Source organism: Amazonocrinis nigriterrae CENA67 (assembly GCF_016056305.1).
Taxonomy (GTDB): Bacteria; Cyanobacteriota; Cyanobacteriia; order Cyanobacteriales; family Nostocaceae; genus Amazonocrinis; species Amazonocrinis nigriterrae.
Genome location: NZ_JAECZC010000003.1, coordinates 23920 through 43151 on the forward strand (window position 1 = coordinate 23920; position 19232 = coordinate 43151).

Here is a 19232-nt window from a genome sequence, read left to right on the forward strand (position 1 = left end):
AGCTATTTCTTTAAAAGATTTCTGCATATTTACTTATTTATAAGTTGAATTTATAATTATTAAATAATTATAAAAATGGCAGATTTTAAAGACTTATTTAAATCACTGATTTGCTCTTGTTATGAAGAATTATTGAGAGATATTCTGATGGCATTGGGATAACGTTGATTCAAATTCTTCTGAAAACAAAACAGAAAATCATGCCGAAATTAAAGGTTATTTCTAAGCTGATAGCAGCATCTACAATTAGCATTGGCTTTTTATCTATTGCATCTACCGCTCATGCAGTGAATTTAGTCCCTCAGCAAGAAGGAGAAATTAAACTCACAAATCTGACATGTCTGAGTAATACAAGTCCCAAATGTATAGATACCAGTTCGGGTCAATACGGTTACACAGTTACCAGTTTGAATTACGATCCACAATTTTCAGCCAGCCGCTTATTTGTGGATACAAAAAACACCGTCAACAATTACTCGCAATTTGGTATTCAGTTTGTAGCACAGGATGCAGGTACTAATCCTGCTTTAGAAGAGTTTTGGTTGCGTCCAGTAGCCTATACTGCTGCCGTTGAAAAAAAAGACTCGCCTAAATCCAATACTGTTACACAAAAGAATGTTGATGCTCCCGCCGGAGCCAAGATTGGCACAGTAACAGTGACATCGCCTACTCAAACGCAAACGACTACAACTGCTGATGGTAAAAAGATCATCACAGCTATTACTGTTCAAACAACAACAGTAACCAAACAAACTAAGGTTAACGGTGTCACCAAGCTAGTACAAGATATTTCTACTAAAACGACTACTCAAACAACTACAACTACCCCAGGTAAGCCTGTTGAAAATGGACAATTAGAAGTTGGTAAATTCCAATTTGATTTCAAAAATCCGTTGGAGGCACTAAAGCTTAGTTTCTTTGATGTTGAAGACTCAAAACACACAGGAATTTTTAGTTATACCAATAGTGAAGGCAAAACTTTTTCAATTCAGGAATTGCTTGCTGGCAAAGAAGACGGTAATTTGCAATCACTGATTATTAAAGATGTGCAATCCTTTGTAGTTCAACTAGGTAATCCTGGTCAAAAATATGGCTATAACGACAGTCAGTTCGCTAAGACTGGTGATGGTGTGGATTTACAATTAGAAACTGTTCCCGAACCTGGTGATATGGCTGGCTTGGGTGCTTTAGCTATGTTAGGTATAATCAGCAGACGCCAACGCAAAAATAAAACCGCATAAAAGAGATTTTTGAAGCGTTGTATATTTGCTCCACAATTTTGATAGTTTTTGGGATAGGCGAAAGCCTATCCCTTATTTTTTCATGTGTTCAGTCATTAGACTATTTCACTCAACTATTGATACAAATTCTCTCACCCCTGCATCCCTGCTCCCCTGTACCCCTGCTCCTATTTCTGCACATTGGCTCTTTCCCTGATTGAAGCAAGTGGCTAGAATAGGGCTATGTCTGAAAATTCTGCTTCTGTAACTGCAACACGCCCCACGTTCATCTTAGTAGATGGGCACTCCCTGGCCTTTCGTTCTTACTTTGCTTTTGCCAAAGGACGAGATGGTGGACTGCGTACCAAAACGGGGATTCCTACCAGTGTATGTTTTGGCTTCCTCAAGTCGCTGCTGGAGGTGATGGCTACACAACAGCCACAAGCAATGGCGATCGCTTTTGATTTAGGTTTGCCAACTTTTCGCCACGAAGCTGATGATACCTATAAAGCCGATCGCCCCGGAACGCCAGAAGACTTTGTACCAGATTTGGAAAATCTGCACGAGTTGCTTGATGGTTTCAACTTGCCAATTTTCACTGCACCAGGTTACGAGGCAGATGATATTTTAGGGACTTTAGCACAAAAAGCCACTGCCGCTGGGTATAAAGTGAAAATTTTAACGGGCGATCGCGATTTATTTCAATTAATCGACCCAGACAAAGAAATTACTGTTTTAAATTTTAGTCCTGATGCTCTGAAGCGCTCTACAAATAGCATTACTGAATTTAGCACAGAAGAAGTTAAAGAAAAATTAGGCATATTTCCTACACAAATTGTCGATTTTAAAGCCCTTTGTGGCGATAAATCAGATAATATTCCTGGAGTTAGGGGAATTGGGGAAAAAACAGCAGTTCAGCTACTTAATACCTACGGGTCTCTGGAAGAGATTTATGCTGGACTGGATCAAATTAAAGGAGCAACTCAGAAAAAGCTTTCAGAGGGAAGAGATGATGCTGAAAAATCTCGCTACTTGGCAAAAATAGTTGTCGATGTTCCTTTAGAAGTTGATGTTGAAAGTTGTAAATTAAAAGGATTTGACACAAGTACCCTGATACCAATTTTAGAAAAGTTAGAATTCAAAACTTTTTTAGGTAAAGTCAACGAACTTCAGCAACGTTTTGGTGGCAAGCTTGAAGAAGCACCAGAAGTAGAAACAACTGATACAGAAAGTGAATTTGAAGAAGAAGACCCCGATTTTTTCACTTTTGCTGAAACACAAGCCGCACAACAGCAATTTGTTTCCCAAATTCAGCCGCGCATCATTAACACCGAAGCTAAACTGACTGAGTTAGTGAATCTGTTGCAACAATTCACAAACCCAGATAACCCAGTTGCTTGGGACACTGAAACTAGTGATTTAGAACCACGAGATGCTGATTTAGTAGGAATTGGCTGCTGCTGGGGAACGAACCCAGATGAATCAGCTTATATTCCCATGAATCACAAATCTGGGGAGAATTTAAATCAAGACATAGTATTAGAAGCACTACGCCCAATTCTTGAAAGTGCAGATTATCCAAAGACGTTTCAGAATGGTAAATTTGACCGCTTAGTTTTCCGCTGTCAGGGAATTAACTTGGCGGGAGTTGTGTTTGACCCCATGCTAGCAAGTTATGTAATTAATCCCGATACTAGCCATAACTTAAGTGATTTGGCACTACGAAACTTGGGATTAACACTGCAAAATTATGTAGATTTAGTTCCTAAAGGCAAAACCATTGCTGATATAAATATTAATGCTGTAGCAAATTATTGCTGTTTGCAAGTCTATGCAACATTCCAACTTGTGCCGAAATTGCGTGAAGAACTAGGGAAAGTTCCAGCTTTATATAAGTTGTTGATGGAAGTGGAACAGCCGCTAGAAGCAGTTTTAGCAGAGATGGAATACACAGGTGTCCGCATTGATTCGGCTTATCTCAAGGAACTTTCACAGCAGTTAGAAACAGATTTAGCAAAGTGGGAGAATCAAGCAACTGATATAGCTGGAGAAAAATTTAATTTGGGTTCTCCTAAACAATTGAGCCGGATATTATTTGAAGAATTAAAATTAGATACTAGATATTCTCGTAAGATTCAAAGCGGTTACTCTACAGATGCTGCAACTTTGGAAAAATTGCTAGAGGTTGATAAAAGTGGGTTTGTTGAAGCCATTATAGAGTATCGTACTTTATCTAAATTAAAGTCTACTTATGTTGATGCATTGCCAGCCTTGGTACGTCCAGATACTCAGCGAGTGCATACCGATTTCAACCAAACAGCAACATCAACTGGTAGGTTATCTTCTTCCAATCCAAATTTACAAAATATCCCCATTCGGACAGCTTTTAGTCGTCAAATTCGTAAAGCATTTTTGCCAGAACCAGGTTGGTTAATGGTGGCTGCTGATTACTCGCAAATCGAGTTGAGAATTTTAGCTCATTTAAGCCAAGAGCCAGTATTAGTACAAGCATATCAGCAAAATCAAGATATTCATACTGTAACGGCAAAATTAATCTTTGAAAAAGAAGATATTACATCAGATGAAAGAAGGGTAGCTAAAACTATCAATTTTGGTGTAATTTATGGCATGGGTTCTGTGAGATTTTCTCGTTCAACTGGGATAGATAGAGCCATTGCTAACGAGTTTATTAAACGATTTAACGAACGTTATCCGAAAATTTTCGCATATTTGGAAGAGGTAAAAAAACAAGCGATCGCTCAAGGTTATGTAGAAACTATTCTGGGTCGTCGTCGTTATTTTGATTTTACCAATAACAGTTTACGCAAATTAAAAAATAGCAATCCTCAAGACATTGACTTGACTAAATTGAAGAATCTCGGTGCTTATGATGCAGGTTTACTCCGCTCTGCTGCCAATGCACCAATTCAAGGTTCCAGTGCTGATATTATTAAAATTGCAATGGTGAGATTGCATGAGGTTTTGCAAAAATATCAAGCACGTTTGTTATTGCAAGTTCACGATGAATTAGTGTTTGAAGTCCCTCACGATGAGTGGCAAGAATTACAACCACAGATTAAATCTGTGATGGAAGACGCTGTGCAATTGAGTGTACCGTTGGTGGTAGATGTGCGTGCAGGTGAAAACTGGATGGAGACGAAGTGATAGTAATTCCTAATTCCTGATACGATTTCACGAAATACCTGCATACAAGAGGAGCATACATCTGTACGCCCCTACACTGATTCATGTGTTGCAAATATTTTTAAAATTGGTGTCAGTAGGGTTTTTGGGTTTCCCAAAGTGGAAAAATGAATTTCCTAAAGAGGAATGAAAAGGAGTTTGTTGAAATTAAGACGTGCTTGATTTATCCCTAACCATTGAGCAAGTTTTTAGCTGGCTAACACTCTAACCCATTTCTTGACTCGCTTAAAAACCCTATTTATTCAAGCTTTTGGTCGCCAATGCTGTCAGCACCTTCCTGCAAGGTCGTATTCTCTCACGAATGATTTCGGATTGCTATAGTCATGCCTTTGACATAACCTTGCAATACCTCTGTCAATATTCTGTAAGATAATGCAATACTGACAATAATCAAATTATCAAAGCGAGTAAGTCATATTCAGGATTTTTTGGTTTTCCATAATATAAGCCAATGAATCAACTGGTTATTTGCTTCTAAAGAAACAACTAAATAAAGCCCAGGCATTTGAGAAGGAGGAAACTACAAACCAAGCACAATAGAATTGAGTTTGTGAGTTTATTCAGCAAATTATCATGGAAATACGAAATAATCGCTTCAGAACGATTGGTTTTGCTTTAATTCCTCTCGTGTCTTTAGTAATATATTTGGGAACTGTTGTAGTCAGAAAGATCCAAATAAAAGGACTTTGGGATACTGTCGAAGTTGCTCAAGAACAAAAAGACAGTACAGCAAGAATTGAAGCGTTGGAAAAACTGGTTAAGACTGATAACACCTTGAGCAATATTCCATCGAATAATGTCGATTTATCCAGTGTCAATCTTGGAGATGCTGACCTTGAAGATGCCAACCTCAATAGTGCTGATCTCTCTAATAGCAAGCTGGAAAATGCCAATCTTAAAGATGCTGAACTCAAGAGTGCCGACCTGAGTAGTGCCGACCTCTCTGGTACAAACTTTAAGAGTGCCAACCTAACCAGTGCTAACCTAACTAGTGCTAACCTAACCAGTGCAGACCTGACCAGTGCTGACCTTAGCAGTGCTAACCTCAGAAATGCCGACCTTCAAGGTGCTAACCTCAGCAGTACCAACTTCAGCAGTGCTAACCTTCAAGGTGCTAATCTTCAAGGTGCTAACCTTCAAGGTGCTAATATCACGAGCGTAAAACTCAGCAGTGCCAACCTCATCAATACCAACCTTCAAGGTGTCAACATCAAAAGTGCCAACCTTCAAGGTGCTAACTTAACTAGTGCCAACCTTGAAGATGCAGACCTCTCTAGTGCAAATCTTCAAGGTGCCAACCTTCAAGGTGCCAACCTTCAAAGTGCTAACCTTCAAGATACCCAAAACCTCAGTCTTCAAAGGCTAAAAGCAGCTAAAAATTGGGATCAAGCCTGCTATAGTCCAGAATTTCGCCAACAGCTAGGCTTACCTCCAGGAAAGCCTAGGCAATGCTAACCTAATTTTTTGTACAGTCGAAGTTGTTTGTGAAGAGGGAAGCTTTCATAGCATTACGAATATCTTTATATTCCCAGGAAATTAACAAATCATTTGCTTCTAGCAAAACAAATAATTGAATTTAAGGTATTTCGGCAGGAGAAAGCTACAAAGCTAGCCGAATCCTGTTTGATTTGTGAGTTTATTTAGCAAAGTATCATGGACATACGAAATAATCGCTTCCAGCCGATTGTTTTTGCTGTGATTTCGTTCGTAGCTTTAGCAATATATGCCGGAACTTTTGTAGAAAAAAAGATCCTAATCAAAGGACTTTGGGATACTGTCGAAGCTGTTCAAGGACAGAAAGACAGTACAGCAAGAATTGAAGCGCTGGAAAAACTGGTTAAGGCTGGCCGTAGTCTGAATAATATTTCATTGAATGATGTCAATCTCTCCAATGCCGAACTCTCCAATGCCAAACTCTCCAGCGCCGACCTTTCCAATGCTGACCTCAATAGTGCCAAGCTCAAACGTGCTAACCTCGATAGTGCCAACCTCAAACGTGCCAAGCTCAAACGTACCGACCTCTCCAATGCCGACCTCTCCAATGCTGACCTTGAGCGTGCAGACTTCAATAGTGCTAACCTTGAACGTGCAGAACTCAACACTGCCAACCTCAAGAGTGCAGGTCTAAATAGTGCCAATCTTGAAGATACAGACCTCTATAGTGCTAATTTTGAAGGTGCCGACCTCGAACGTGCCAACCTCAAGAGTGTTGACCTCGAACGTGGAGGGGGCAAAAGTAGCGAAATCGAAGATAACGATTTATTTCATGTCAACTTTAAAGGTGCTAATCTCAAGAGTGCCAATCTCGAACGTGCAAACATCGAACATGCCAACCTGAAAAATGCCAGGCTTGCCAATGCCAACCTGGAAAATGCCAATCTGGAAAATGCCAATTTGGAAAATGCCAATTTGGAAAATGCCAATTTGGAAAATGCCAATTTGGAAAATGCCAATCTGGAAGGTACTAACTTTGCAGGTACTAACTTTGAAGGTGCCAAGCTTAAGAGTGCTAACTTTAAAAGCGCTCGTAACCTAACTCTTCAAAAATTAAAAGTAGCCGAAAATTGGGATCAAGCCTGCTACGACCCAGAATTTCGCAAACAACTGGGATTACCTTCAGAAATTCCAGACCACTGCTGAGTAACGTTTTTAGGCAGTATTGGTATAACTTGCACAATTGCGATCGCGGCTAATGCGATAAACTGAGAATCCCCACGATTAGCCAGCGATCACACTTTGATATAAAAGTATCATAGCCATTTTTATATTGGGTAAGTCCTAACTTGACTTCGACAAAAATGTGGATAACGGTCACCTTGCTTGAAGATAGAGTGAGGTAAAACAAACACTCATGTCACAGAGGGAAAATTAAATGGACGTAATCCCAGCAATTGATTTACTAGAAGGTCGCTGTGTCAGACTTTATCAAGGAGACTATGAGCGATCGCAAGTTTTTAACGAAAATCCTGTTGATGTTGCTAAACAGTGGGCTGATGAAGGTGCTACTAGATTACACATTGTTGATTTAGATGGTGCAAAAGCTGGTAAAATAGTCAACTTAGCAGCAATTGAAGCGATCGCTCAAGCGGTGTCAGTGCCAATTGAAGTTGGTGGCGGATTGCGCGATCGCGCTAGTGTGCAACAAGTTTTCAATCTAGGTGTACGCTGGGCAATTCTGGGAACCATCGCTGTAGAACAACCCCAGCTAGTACAAACACTCTGCCAAGAATTTCCCGAACAGATTATCATCGGCATTGACGCCCGTAACGGACTAGTAGCAACTCGCGGCTGGTTAGAAACCTCGGAAGTTGCAGCCACACAACTAGCTGTACAAATGCAAGAATTGGGTGCAGCCGCTATTATCTACACTGATATCCATCGTGATGGCACTCTCACAGGCCCTAATTTAGATGCTTTGCGAGAACTTGCTGCTGCCATTTCCATCCCTGTAATTGCTTCTGGGGGAGTTAGTTCTGTCACCGACTTGTTGAGTCTGCTGGCATTAGAACCACAAGGTGTCACTGGTGTGATTGTGGGTCGTGCCTTGTATACTGGCGATATTTCTCTTAAGGAAGCATTACAAGCGATCGGCCCAGGCCGTATTCAAGACATTCCACCAAATTTAGATTTTTCTACTTTTGCTTGACATTAAGCTTTATTTCGACATAAAACTTAATTTTTTAACCGACCACAAGCCGATACTTTTTGACTTGTAATTTCTTCCTTTCCTTTTTTTACAAGAGTTGCGAGGAAAGTAGACAAGCGAAAAGTATTCAGCTACAAGTCGGTTATTTTTTGGATTTCTGGAATAGCAATTTACACTATGGTAGTTATAACTAACAGAGAGTTCACTAACCAATAAGTGCATTTTTATGACTAGCCAACAACCTGGTAACAATGGCAAACCGCGTAAAACTGAATCTGGTGCTATCCGGTTCAAAAGCGACAAAAACATTAACAATGAACAGCAACCCAACAAACCCCAAGGCGAAGGTCTTCAATCTTAAAATTACAAATTACGAATTACGAATTACGAATTACGAATTAAATAATGGGTTACCTCTTTTATAGGGACGTATATATGTTAGCGTCTCTATTTTTGTATGTATTTTTTTTGACGTTTTCTGAAAGCAGTAATATCCTGGTTGTATGTAAACATGTAGCCAATTTACAAATTCAGTTTTATGTCTAGCCAACAACCTAATTCCAACCAACCACCGAAAAAACTAGTCAACGAAACAAACAAAAACAGAAAAAAACCCCTTAATAATGGTAAGCCTAAGAAAACAGACCAATAAATATTTTAGATGAAACTTGATTGTTAGAGACGTAATATGAATTACGTCTCTCTAGTTAATTAACAAAAACTATTTATTTTTCACCTGACTTTTAGCCTGTTCTAAAGCTATTTCTTTAATTGCCTGATACGAATTTACATTTGCAGTACCTTCAATAGCCTTAACAGCTAAATCCTGAACTTGTTTGAGGGCTGATTCTAATTGTTTGGAAAGATTTTGAATCCGAGTTTCTTGGTTGGTAATTGTCTGTTCTAGAGATTGCAACCTTTGTTCGTAAAAACGCTTTTGTCCTTCCACTTCTTTAGCATATAAATCTGCTTTAACTTTCGCTTGGTAATGGGCAATACCTTTACCTTCCTCTGTAGATTTTTTGATAGCCGCTTCTTTATCTTTAGGAAAAGCCTCTACCTTAGCTTTAGATTCTTCAAATTGCTTTTCTCGTTCAGCAATTGCTTTTTCCCGTTCAGACCATTGTTTTTCTGTTTCTTGCTGAAATTCATCTAGTTGTTTAGATAATGTTTTCTGTCTTTGTTGATATTCATCAGCATCTAGTTGACGCTGGAGTTCTAAATTATATTTATACTCTGCTGTATCTCGTTGCCGATTTTTATTGAGATTTTCATCTCGTTCTTTTATCGTCTGTTGATATTCGTCTTGCTCTTTTTGCCAAGCAATCCTTTGTTCTAGTATTTCTTGGGATAATATTTCATAGCTTTGGCTAAACTCTTCTTGATATGCTTTGGAATTATCTTCATAAGCTTTGATCAGAGTATCCAAGGTATTGTCAGCAATTTCTAAGTTATGCAACTGTTTTAATTGCTCAACTTCCTTTTCTACATCTTGTCCAATTTCTTCTAGTTTAGAAGCTCTTGTAGTTAATTGTTCTGATAATTCATTAGCAGCACTGCCAAAACCCAACTGAATCTTTGCCAGACTTTCAATTGTATAATTCATTTTTTGCTGTACAGTTGATGGCTGATTCATAGTTGTAGTTTGCTGTAATTTAGGTTTATCTTTGATTGCAGACTGACTATCTTTCAGTGCTTGGTTAAGTTGAGTTTTGAGCGCGGCTGTTTCTTTTGCTAAATCCTCATATGCTTGCAGAATCTCAACTTTCGTATTTTTCTCGGTTGGTTTTTTAACTGGCACAACAAACCTCTGCTGATTCAAAATTAGTAATAGATCAAAAAACCGAAACTACGGCTATTTAACATTGGAACTACCAAAAGCTCTCATTGCCAAGTCTTGTGCTTGTTTTAATGCCGCTTGTAATTGAGTGGAAATACTTTCAATTTGCTCGGATTGTTTTTTGATTACTTCTTCTAAGGCTTGAGTTTTCAACTCGTAACTTTGTTTACTAGCTTCCCACTCTTTTTCAAATAAATCAGCCTCTATTTTGGCTTTTTGACTAGTTTCTTTAATTGCCTCTTCTCTAGATTTTTTAACAGCTTCTTCCAATTCGCTAGGAAAGGTGGCTATTTTTTGTTGATACTCTGCAAATAGAGTTTGACGTTCTGTAATTACTTTTTCTCGCTGCGTCCAATCTTTCTCTTTTTGCTCAGTACTTTCTTGTATTTCTCTTTCTAACGTGCGTTTTTTGGCCTCGTAAGCATCAGTATTTAGCTTGCGAGTAGTTTCTAATTTATATTGATATTCTTCCTGTTCTTGCCGACGTTCTTTAGCCAATAAATTATTGTATACTTGCAGTGCTTCTTCATACTCTGCTTGCGCCTTCTGCCACTCTTTACGCTGAGTTGTAATTTCTTTTTCTAATGTCTCCCGTTTGCTGGTAATATCTTGTTCTAATGTTTTTAACTTTTCTTGATGTTCTTGAGTTAAAATATCTAAAGTATCTGCAACGATCCTGATTTTTTGCAATTCTTGTAAACGCTGTGTTTGAATCTCTATCGCTCGGTTAAGTTCATCTAACTTGGAGTTCTCTTGAGCTAATTTTTCAGATAGTGAAGTAACAATGCTACCAAATTCCAACTGTAAATCAGCTAAGCCTTTGACAATGTTATCAACAGTATAAGTAGAAGCTGTAGCTAAAATTTCTTGATTTTTTGCCTTTTTTGCTTCTTCTTGTTTAGTTGCGATTTTTGACTCTAGCTTTTTCTTTTCTGTGAGAATTTGTTGAAACGCTTGCATTAATTGTTGTTTGCTGTCTTTGACTGCAACTGTAGTCATACTCCAACTCCCTTGAATTAGCAAAAATTTCTTAGGTAGCAAGCCATACCAAATACTACCCTATGCAGACATCAGGGTAGCCTTTAATCCAGGAATTTAAGCGCAGTGGAAATACTGAATTAAAGCAACATAAGACACTTAGCTACGATGGAATTACCCATAGCAGCGTTCTTATGTCTATTTGGTACAATTTCCTCTTCAGTTTTAGTACTTTTGTACTAAACACTATACTCAAGCTAATCTGCGATTGTCAAGACATAATTGGAGTTATTCCGGCTTGAACGGTGAAAAGACAGCAAAAATAATCTTGGCAAGTTATAACCACCGTGATTTATAATAATATAGTGTATGCTGTCGCATATATTACTTTTTACTAAAGAATTCACGACGGTATAAGTATAGATGCACTGAAATTAGATAATTGTTTCAATGATCTAAATTGATACAAAAAACATACTCCCAAATTTCGTGATATCAATGTACACCAGTGAATCGACTAAGTATTCTGCCAGAGTAGATATTGGAAAAACCAACAATATCTTAGTGGTTGAAGATGAAGAATTAATCCAAGAGATGCTAGCTGTAGCATTAGAAGAGGAAGGTTACGGGGTGGTAACTGCTCCAGATGGGCGGTCTGCTGTAGAATATCTCAAAAGTTTTGAACCCAACTCAGGAGAATTTCCTTTTGACCTAATTATTCTTGACTTAATGCTGCCTCAGATCAATGGGCTGGATATTTGCCGCTTACTACGTCATCAAGGCAACCCTGTACCGATTTTAATGCTTAGTGCTAAAGGTAGTGAAACCGATCGCGTTTTGGGTTTAGAAGTAGGAGCAGATGACTACCTGACCAAACCTTTTAGTATGCGAGAGTTAGTAGCCCGTTGTCGTGCTTTACTGCGTCGCCAGCGCCTAATTACTTTGCCGCAACTACCAGTGTTGAAATACAAAGATGTCACCTTGAATCCCCAAGAGTGTCGCGTGCTGGTTCGCGGTCAAGAAGTGAATCTTTCCCCCAAAGAATTTAGGCTGTTGGAACTGTTTATGAGTTACGCCCGGCGAGTATGGTCACGGGAGCAATTGTTGGATCAGGTGTGGGGGCCTGATTTCGTCGGTGATAGTAAAACTGTAGACGTTCACATTCGCTGGTTACGCGAAAAATTAGAGCTAGACCCCAGCCATCCAGAATATATTGTGACTGTCCGAGGTTTTGGCTATCGATTCGGATAATCTATTGAGATAGTTGTTAGTTTTGATAAATCATAATGCAACTAGCAACTTCAACTCAAATGCTCTTATTGGGATTTATTCTTGGTTTAGCGGTCGGCATTGGGTTTTGGATTTGGCAACAGGTTCAACTTAACCGCTACCTGGGGCGAGTACACAAACCGTTAACTTCCTACTCTTCCAAAGTGGTGCTGCTGCTGATTCCTCGCTTGCGCCAGGAAATAGCAATGGTAAAGCAGCAGCGGCAACATTGGCAGCAATCGTTGCAAACTTACCAAGATGTGCTAGATTTCGCACCAATAGGATATTTGCTCTTAGACGAAGAAAATCAACTACTGTGGTGTAACCAGCAAGCGCGGGAAATCTTGTATTTGGAAAGATGGCAACCAGGACAGGTGCGTTTGTTGTTGGAGTTGGTACGGTCTTATGAACTTGACCGATTAATTGAGCAAACTCGCGATCGCCAAAAACCACAAACAAAAGAGTGGATATTTCATCCTTCTTGTGATAACGCCGCAGAAATGCCGACAATCAAATCCTTGGCTTTACGGGCCTCCAGCTTACCACTGCCAAATGGACAAGTAGGAGTTTTTCTAGAGAATCGCCAACCCCTGTTGGATATGAATGAAGCACGCGATCGCTCTTTTTCTGATTTAGCCCATGAACTGAGAACGCCACTTACTTCCATTAGTCTGGTAGTAGAAACCTTACAAAACCGCTTAGAACCACCGTTAAATCGCTGGGTTGACCGCCTAATGCAAGAAGTGAATCGGCTGATTAACTTAGTGCAAAACTGGTTAGAACTCACCCAAATGGAAGCAAACCCCAGCACTCAGTTGCAAACCGAAGTTATAGAATTGCGATCGCTGATTACATCTGTTTGGGAAACTCTAGAACCTTTGGCACAGCGTCAACATCTGTCTCTTAGCTATTCTGGGCCAGAAAAACTCTGGATTAAAGCAGATCAATCCCGCATTTACCAAGTTTTTCTCAATTTACTGGACAATAGTATTAAATACAGTCTGCCTTGTACAAGTATTCAAATTCAAGCAAAAATCTTACCCACAAAGGATAATCATCGGGGTGATTTTGCTTCCCCAGTTTTAGAAATAAATCTTATTGATTCTGGGATTGGTTTTTCAGAAGCAGATTTACCCCATGTTTTTGAGCGATTTTATCGAGGAGATAAAGCGCGTACCCATTCCTCATTGCCAGATAATTATTCTATGGGGTCAATTGTTGGTAATGGTTTAGGTTTAGCGATCGTCCGGCAAATTCTTCTAGCTCATGGTGGTTCCATCAAAGCCATGAACCATCCAGAAACCGGTGGTGCATGGATGCAAATTCAACTTCCTGAAGTTATGGCAAACTCTTGAGAGCAAGACTATAGTTAAGAATATCTTCACGTTTGAGATTACAAGTGTGAAAGCTGTTCTTTATATACCCAATTCTCCAAGACCTCAGATGGCACGCGCAATTAGGCGCTTAGAACAGGATGTACTACGGATGGGAGCTTTGGTAGAAAAATCATTTCGCCTCAGCCACCAAGCCTTATTTGCCCGTGACTTGACAGCAGCTGAGGAACTTCCCCAATTAGATAAAAAAATTGATCGTTTTTATAGACAAATAGAATCAGACTGTACAGCAATCATGACAATGAAAGCACCTACAGCCCAAGATTTGCGCTGTTTGAGTGCTTTCATGCAACTAGTGCGAGATTTAGAACGCATTGGGGATTATGCTGAGGATTTAGCTGAGATTGCCATTAAACTCTTTCCTTATCCGCCTCATACGTCTTTACCAGAGATTGCTGTCATGTCCCACCATGCCCAAGCAATGCTAGCAACTAGCTTGGTGGCTTTAGCCGATTTGGATGAAGCCGGGGGGCGGAGTATCAAGCATCTAGATGATGCTGTAGATAGTGCTTATGATCGCCTTTATCAGACTTTAGCCCAGCAACGGGATGTCTCAGGCGTAGTTGAACCAATTGTGCTGCTAGCACTGGCGATCCGTTGTCTAGAACGTATGGCAGATCATGCGACTAATATCGGTCAAAGAGTGGCATACATCGTTACTGGTCAACGTTCTTAGTCAATTAGCACTGGAAGATGAGGTATCAGGAATTGGAAATTTACTATTTCCAATCCTCATCTTCACTCTGGCTTAACCTCTAATCAAGAAAACTTATTAATTAACTAAATACTACTTTAGATAGATGTACAAACAGCACACAGCACAGATTTGCTGCTGTTAGTCAGAATAATTGTTTTTTTTAATACTAAAAAAATATAAATTTCTTAGTTAAGTAACATATATTTTACCAAAAGCTTACCTATTCTTAAACTTGCGCGATTAAAGTAACCGAAGTCAACTGAAAAAATACGTTTCTGGCTAACTGGTCTAAAAGCGTATTGACAACTTGTCAGTTGCGATCGCAAGTATACGGATAACTTCCAGCTAATATCGTAAACATTTTTTTGTATCTTTGACTACAAAGCAAGAGAACTGATGACTTAATAAACTCAACTGTTGATATTTTTTGCAGTAATACTATTTACTTGAAGTTTTACAAATTACGTATAAACTTTGAGTGATGAGCATCAGGAAATTGCTAAAAGCCTTTGATTAGCTAGTAAAAACACCATCTGGGATCAAGCTAGTAAAATAACTAACACTCAAGTTTTAATAATGCTTGTTGTTATCAAGTAATAATTTAGGAGGCTGATATACAAATCCGAAAATACACAAGTTTATTACGTATTTGCTACCTCTTTCTTCATCATCAGAATGAATATTATCAAATTTTGTTGACAAAATTTACTTTCACTTAAGCAAAATTGCTATTAAAACTGATTTTTGCATAAGAAATCATCAATATTTTAAGTTACATAACAACTAGGAAAATCAAAAAAATGGTCATTTGGTTAATAATCTAACTGCTCCTATCGATACTTAAAATTACCTTTATTTTTTGAATATTTAATATTTTTGTTTATCAACTAGCTAAATCTGTGAATTAGCAAAGTAAATTTAAGAATTTTCCGATCAATTCTATCACTGTTTAATCTATTAAAATGTCTTCCACAACTTTGATCCCCAATTCTTCTACTACATCAAACAACTCTACCCTTCTTGAAGAGTTACCGCAACAGTTATTTAGCCGCAGGGAAATAATTCCATCACGTATGGATGTACTGTGGCGTATTGATCGTGGGGCAGTCAGGACACTAACCTGGAGTGAAGAAGGAACATTTATTACGCTGGGTTATTGGGGAATAGGAGATTTGATTGGGTATCCCTTAACCAAAGTCCAACCCTATCAAATTGAATGTTTGACAAGTGTAGAGGTGAGCATCATACCAGCTCATATTTGGTATTTACAAACTAGCGCTTTATTATCTCATATTCAACAATCAGAAGAGCTTTTAACTATAGTTAATCGTAAACCAATTTCATTAAGGTTGTGGCAATTTTTGGGGTGGTTAAGTGAAAAATTTGGGCGGAATGTAGAACAGGGTAAACTAATTGAACTAAATTTAACCCATCAAGAAATATCAGAAGTATTAAACACAACTCGCGTAACAGTAACACGGCTATTACAGCAATTTGAAGAACAAGGAGCGCTGTTACGCTACAAACGTCGGATTATTCTACGTTATCCAAATAAATTAGCTAGAAATTAGTCCAAAAAACTAATGATTACTTGTGCTATTTAGTGTAAATTCTGTATAATCATCCGTGAAGTCTTGAGTAAATTTCCTTAAACAAATAAAGTTAAGTAGTTTACCATGACATTGACTAGTTGGTGTGAGTGAAATTAAAACTATGACGAAACCATTCTGGAATGTTCTGAAGGTTAGTCCAATTGTTGTCGCTGCTACATTTTGTGCTGCTAACAGCACTTTAGCCGCGGAAGTAAATGAACAGACAACAAGTGTTGCCCAGCTGTCCCAAGAATCTAACAGCATGGGCCAGGTAACATCAGTTTCTCAATTTTCGGACGTGCAGCCCACAGATTGGGCATTCCAAGCATTGCAGTCCTTAGTTGAGCGCTATGGCTGTATTGCAGGTTACCCCAGTGGCGTCTACCGTGGAAACCGTGCTTTGACTCGTTATGAATTTGCCGCAGGTTTGAACGCCTGTTTAGACAGAGTTAACGAGTTGATTGCTACAGCTACTGCTGATTTGGTAACTAAACAAGACCTAGCTACCTTACAGCGTTTACAAGAAGAATTTTCTGCTGAACTAGCAACCCTGCGCGGTCGTGTAGATTCCTTAGAAGCCCGCACCGCTGAGTTGGAAGCTAATCAATTCTCCACTACGACCAAGTTGGTTGGAGAAGCAATTTTCAACGTATCTGATGTTTTCGGTGATAACAGAGTTGGCGGTGCTGATTTACAAAGCAATACCACTTTCTCCGATCGCGTGCGCTTGAATTTGTTAAGCAGTTTCAATGGTAAAGACCAACTGCAAGTCCGTTTGCAAGCCGGGAATATTGTCTCTAACAGTGGTGTAACTGGCACCAACATGACCCGCTTGGGCTATGATGTGGCTACAACCGATAACAGTGTATCGATTGATAAAGTCAACTACGCTTTCAATTTCAGTGACGCAATCCGTGTCAAAATTGACGCTGCTGGTGGTGAGTTATGGGAAAACGTCAACACCTTTAACCCCGACTTTGCTAGCTCTGGCAAAGGTGCTATCTCTCGTTATGGACGTTTTAGCCCCATCTATCGCCAAGGTCAGGGCGGTGCTGGTATAACGGTCGTCTTCAGTCCTAAAGGCCCTTTGAGTCTCACAGGGGCTTATCTAGCAACCACAGCTAATAACCCCACTGACGGTAATGGTCTTACCGATGGTGCTAGCACAGCCTTTGGACAAATAGCCTTCCAACCCAACAAAGCTTTTAACTTGGGTCTGAGCTACGCCTACACTTATCAAAATAACTCTAGTAATGTAAACCTGTTTAACAGCACAGGTGGCGCTCTGGCGAATCAGCCATTTGGTAGATTGGCTACCACATCCAACAACTATGGTGTGGAAGCAAACTTCCAACCCAACTCGAAAATTACCATTGGTGGTTGGGCTGGTTACACTGTGGCTACAGCTGAAACAGGTGCTAATAGAGGTAAAAATGCAGATATCTTCTATTGGGCTGCCAATCTAGCTTTCAGAGATTTTGGCAAAGAAGGTAATACACTCGGTGTAATTTTTGGTCAGCCACCAAAAGTTACTGAAAGCGAAGTCGATGGTGGAGCAAATGGAAATACCTCCTATCATTTAGAAGGACTCTACAAAATCAAGGTTAGCGATAACCTTCAGGTTACACCTGGCTTGTTAGTGATCTTTAACCCTGAACACGACAACGCTAATGATACCATTTATGTAGGTACTCTACGTACAACCTTCACTTTCTAAAAGTGGTAACCACTTAAGAATAAGTAAAAGCCCGCCTTTGAGCGGGCTTTTGCTTGGAAGAAATAGCTACATAGGATTAAAGTAAGTTCCATAAGTACTGTTTCGACCTCTCCCCCAACCCCTTTCCTACGAGGAGAGGGAAGTAAAACCGTTGTTTTTCCTTACTCCTCCCTCGCTTTTAGGAGAGGCAGAGGTTTGTTAAACTCACATAGAATTACAATCTCGCTGATTATGTAGATCTGATGGGGGACGATCGCTACTCCACGCCCACCAAACAGAATCACAATGGCAATAATAGAACTCTTGCCATTTGCGACGATGCTCTTCTGTCATCACAGGCGATCGCCGATTGATCCAAACTTGCACAGCTTCTAAGCTAGTTGAGCGACACTTTGGACAGCAAAATTCATAAGCGTGAACTGCCTTGTTTGTCCATTCAGGTGGTATCGGGGCAAAAGCGTCCATGTATTTAAATAAAAGTGTAAACTTAATGCTTAACCAAAACTTTCAGGCTTTGAGTTTGGCGACGAAATGACACCATAAAATCCCGCCACACTGTCAAATTGTTTAACTAATTATTTGCTAACTTTGTCTGTTCTAGCCACAAATCTTAATTTACAGAGGTTTTCCTCAATAGAAAAGCCATCTTTAGAGAATGTGACAAAGTTTAATAAAAGTTTTCTCAATTAAACAATAGCAAAAATAGCAAATTTATAAATATGCAAAAAACACCTCTGGAACTAATCTGAATTCCCCAGATTTAAAGCGAGAAATATCTACCCACAAAGCTTTATGATGATGAGTACCAGACTCAGAAAACATTAAGCTGTCCAATTGATAAAACTTTGGTTCAGCAAAGTCACATTGATAAAGTTGAATAATTTCATGTCCTTGCCGACCGTTGAATGTGAACAAATTTTCTATACAACCCAAATAGCGAATATTCGTTAATTCAGCCTGAATCTCTTCTTGAAATTCTCTTTTTAAAGCGTCCTGGCTGGTTTCGCCAAAGTCAACCCCACCACCCAAAGCGCGATAAAATTTATCTTGCTTTACTGAGTCGTAACCTTCAGAAACAAAAATGCGATCGCCATCTCGAATCAGCCCCAAGGCTAATACCCGAATTTCGCCTGGTTTGCTCATTGTTGAAACTAATTATCGTAAATAGAGTAAGAACGATTGTCACTATCTTCTACAGGCCAATCTTCATTTTCGCCGCCAATGTACAATTCTTCAATAGTGACGTATTCTTCACTTAACTGTGTGAGGGCGTTGATTAAAACATCAATAGCGATCGCATCACTAGTTCCCAAATCAAACCAACAACGTGCCCACTGACCCTCATATTCAAACTCACCCATGTTATGCATCAAAGCTAGCAAGCTTTTATCATATCCTTGTGAGTCATAATTCATGTAGCTAATATCAAGTCCTGTTTCCTGTACTTGCAGGTTTTCAGCATTAAATGCCCCCAACTTGCCCAAATAAAACCAGGAACTAAAAACTTCTTCAACATATTGCCTTTCACGTCCAGAAGGAATTGTACTGAACTTCAGCCAAAACCATACATCAAAAGGATTGAACTCACGAAACTGAATGTGCATTGTGTCAAAAATTAAGGTGTGTACTGCTTAAAACTAATTTTAAAGGAATTGGGAATGGGGAATTGGGAATG

16 protein-coding genes are annotated in these 19232 nt (G+C 39.3%); 11 read left to right on the forward strand and 5 right to left on the reverse strand.

Features of this window, described 5'->3' with window-relative positions; translation table 11 throughout:
- Positions 1 to 200 precede the first annotated feature (200 nt).
- From I8748_RS03145 to I8748_RS35600, 6 genes are all read left to right on the forward strand, one after another.
- A complete protein-coding gene (locus tag I8748_RS03145) occupies positions 201 to 1241 on the forward strand; it encodes an LEVG family PEP-CTERM protein (RefSeq protein ID WP_198123219.1) in 1041 nt (346 codons plus the stop codon).
- Between the two features lie 222 nt (positions 1242 to 1463).
- On the forward strand, positions 1464 to 4385 hold the full coding sequence (gene polA / locus I8748_RS03150; protein WP_198123220.1) for a DNA polymerase I: 2922 nt from the start codon (positions 1464 to 1466) through the stop codon (positions 4383 to 4385).
- A gap of 612 nt (positions 4386 to 4997) precedes the next feature.
- Entirely contained in the window at positions 4998 to 5879 is an 882-nt protein-coding gene (locus I8748_RS03155; protein ID WP_198123221.1) for a pentapeptide repeat-containing protein, read from the forward strand.
- Between the two features lie 198 nt (positions 5880 to 6077).
- The gene (locus tag I8748_RS03160; protein ID WP_198123222.1) at positions 6078 to 7064 is read left to right on the forward strand and encodes a pentapeptide repeat-containing protein; all 987 of its coding nucleotides are present in this window, start codon (positions 6078 to 6080) and stop codon (positions 7062 to 7064) included.
- A gap of 232 nt (positions 7065 to 7296) precedes the next feature.
- On the forward strand, positions 7297 to 8070 hold the full coding sequence (gene hisA, locus I8748_RS03165; RefSeq protein WP_198123223.1) for a 1-(5-phosphoribosyl)-5-[(5-phosphoribosylamino)methylideneamino]imidazole-4-carboxamide isomerase: 774 nt from the start codon (positions 7297 to 7299) through the stop codon (positions 8068 to 8070).
- 226 nt (positions 8071 to 8296) lie between these two features.
- The gene (locus I8748_RS35600) at positions 8297 to 8431 is read left to right on the forward strand and encodes a hypothetical protein (RefSeq protein ID WP_263975716.1); all 135 of its coding nucleotides are present in this window, start codon (positions 8297 to 8299) and stop codon (positions 8429 to 8431) included.
- A gap of 360 nt (positions 8432 to 8791) precedes the next feature.
- On the opposite strand, the gene I8748_RS03170 is transcribed toward I8748_RS35600, so the two are convergent.
- Complete coding sequence (locus tag I8748_RS03170) at positions 8792 to 9871, reverse strand: coiled-coil domain-containing protein (RefSeq protein WP_198123224.1); 1080 nt, start codon at positions 9869 to 9871, stop codon at positions 8792 to 8794.
- A 54-nt stretch (positions 9872 to 9925) separates the two neighbouring features.
- Positions 9926 to 10909, reverse strand: a complete 984-nt coding sequence (locus tag I8748_RS03175; protein WP_198123225.1) for a coiled-coil domain-containing protein — start codon at positions 10907 to 10909, stop codon at positions 9926 to 9928.
- A 477-nt stretch (positions 10910 to 11386) separates the two neighbouring features.
- Between I8748_RS03175 and I8748_RS03180 the strand changes: the two genes are divergently transcribed.
- The 5 genes from I8748_RS03180 to I8748_RS03200 all read left to right on the forward strand — a co-directional run bounded on the left by I8748_RS03180 (position 11387) and on the right by I8748_RS03200 (position 17557).
- Positions 11387 to 12139 carry a winged helix-turn-helix domain-containing protein gene (locus I8748_RS03180; RefSeq protein ID WP_198123226.1) on the forward strand — a complete coding sequence of 251 codons (753 nt, stop codon included), beginning with the start codon at positions 11387 to 11389 and terminating at the stop codon, positions 12137 to 12139.
- A gap of 59 nt (positions 12140 to 12198) precedes the next feature.
- Positions 12199 to 13512 (forward strand): sensor histidine kinase, encoded by a 1314-nt coding sequence (locus I8748_RS03185; RefSeq protein WP_198123335.1) that lies wholly within the window; start codon positions 12199 to 12201, stop codon positions 13510 to 13512.
- A 46-nt stretch (positions 13513 to 13558) separates the two neighbouring features.
- Entirely contained in the window at positions 13559 to 14227 is a 669-nt protein-coding gene (phoU, locus tag I8748_RS03190) for a phosphate signaling complex protein PhoU (RefSeq protein WP_198123227.1), read from the forward strand.
- 983 nt (positions 14228 to 15210) lie between these two features.
- Positions 15211 to 15819 carry a Crp/Fnr family transcriptional regulator gene (locus I8748_RS03195; RefSeq protein WP_198123228.1) on the forward strand — a complete coding sequence of 203 codons (609 nt, stop codon included), beginning with the start codon at positions 15211 to 15213 and terminating at the stop codon, positions 15817 to 15819.
- 142 nt (positions 15820 to 15961) lie between these two features.
- Entirely contained in the window at positions 15962 to 17557 is a 1596-nt protein-coding gene (locus I8748_RS03200) for an iron uptake porin (protein WP_198123229.1), read from the forward strand.
- Between the two features lie 204 nt (positions 17558 to 17761).
- On the opposite strand, the gene I8748_RS03205 is transcribed toward I8748_RS03200, so the two are convergent.
- The 3 genes from I8748_RS03205 to I8748_RS03215 form a co-directional block, all read right to left on the reverse strand.
- Complete coding sequence (locus I8748_RS03205) at positions 17762 to 18022, reverse strand: hypothetical protein (protein WP_198123230.1); 261 nt, start codon at positions 18020 to 18022, stop codon at positions 17762 to 17764.
- A 246-nt stretch (positions 18023 to 18268) separates the two neighbouring features.
- Positions 18269 to 18700 carry an NUDIX hydrolase gene (locus tag I8748_RS03210; RefSeq protein WP_198123231.1) on the reverse strand — a complete coding sequence of 144 codons (432 nt, stop codon included), beginning with the start codon at positions 18698 to 18700 and terminating at the stop codon, positions 18269 to 18271.
- A gap of 8 nt (positions 18701 to 18708) precedes the next feature.
- A complete protein-coding gene (locus I8748_RS03215; RefSeq protein WP_198123232.1) occupies positions 18709 to 19161 on the reverse strand; it encodes a DUF3531 family protein in 453 nt (150 codons plus the stop codon).
- Between the last annotated feature and the right edge of the window lie 71 nt (positions 19162 to 19232).